This is a genomic window from Burkholderia sp. A2 (assembly GCF_001729305.1).
GTDB classification, from domain to species: Bacteria; Pseudomonadota; Gammaproteobacteria; order Burkholderiales; family Burkholderiaceae; genus Burkholderia; species Burkholderia sola.
The window spans coordinates 1-1,209 of sequence record NZ_LZXX01000049.1 but is presented as its reverse complement, the minus strand read 5'-3'; the positions used below and the strand labels follow the sequence as shown (position 1 = coordinate 1,209).

Sequence of the window (1,209 nt, the reverse complement as noted above, 5' to 3'; positions counted from 1 at the left end):
GCCCTGGCCGGCGATCACGTACGGATCGTCGAACGGATGGACGAACGTGAGGTCGCGCTCCTGCTGCACCTTGACCGCATGCGCGTACGCATCGCTGTACGATTCGCCCGCCTGGATCACCTCGACGCTCGGGCCGCCGTGCGCGCGCACCGCATCGACCTTGACCTGCGGCGTCGTGACCGGCACGACGATCACGGCCTTGATGCCCATCCGGGCCGCCGAGAACGCGACGCCCTGCGCGTGGTTGCCGGCCGACGCGGTAATCACGCCGCGCGCGAGCGCGTCCGCCGGAATGTGCGCCATCTTGTTGTACGCGCCGCGCAGCTTGAACGAGAACACCGGCTGGTTGTCCTCGCGCTTCAGGTAAACGGCGTTGCGCAGCCGGGCCGACAGGTTGCGGGCCGGTTCGAGTTCCGTCTCGATCGCGACGTCGTAGACGCGCGCGGTGAGGATTTTCTTCAGGTAATCGTGGGATGCCATGGACGCTCGCGTGCAGTGCGGATGCAGACGGTAAAGGGTCAATGATAGCGCCAAGGGTCCGCCCGCACGCAAGCGGCATGCCGGCCGGGCGGTCGTGAGCGGTCGCGTGCGCGTGCGGGCGGGGCATTCGCGCCGCCGGGCGCCGCTTTTTACCGGCGCGCTTGACCGATTTAACCGCACGGTTACCGACCGGACGGACGGCGAATGGTCGGACGAAACCGCGCTGAACCCCGCCCGGCGCGGCGCGCGGCGATAGCCCCACGACCTGTCCGGCGTGTCACGGGCGGCCCGATCATGGGTTAGAATTCCGTTTTGAATCAAGGATTCGGAAGATGCAGAGGCACCCTCGGATCGCACCGTTGAAGCCGACGCCGCGCGCAGCCAGCCCCGCGGCCGAACGGCATGCGCGCCGCGCGCGATCGTGCTGATGGTTCCGAGTGCCGCCAGGCCCTGTCGCCGGCCAGGAGGGGCGAGTCGCCCGCTCCGGCCCCATGAAGGACAGCCGCGCGCCTGGTAACAGAACAGATTTCCCCAAGATTGCGCCCACGCGCTTGCCGACGCCCGTGCACGGGATATCGGCCCTCCGAGTCGTCCGAACATGAACGCACCACAAGTTTTCGATCCGCATGGCGCGGCCGCCGCCGTCGCCGCCGACCCCGCGCCCCGCTTGCGCGAGATTCCCTATAACTACACGTCCTTCTCGGATCGCGAGATCGTGATCCGCCTGCT

Annotated in this window: 2 protein-coding genes; one reads left to right on the top strand and one right to left on the bottom strand. The window is 68.2% G+C overall.

The genetic code is table 11. The features are described 5' to 3' along the window. Positions 1–480: pyridoxal-phosphate dependent enzyme (locus A9Z05_RS04275; RefSeq protein ID WP_141723350.1), on the bottom strand; the 480-nt coding region annotated here is incomplete at its 3' end. Positions 481–1,078: 598 nt separating this feature from the next. Here A9Z05_RS04275 and A9Z05_RS38335 point away from each other — a divergent pair. Then, the coding region (locus A9Z05_RS38335) for a DUF3683 domain-containing protein (protein ID WP_141723349.1) at positions 1,079–1,209 on the top strand (131 nt) is incomplete at its 3' end.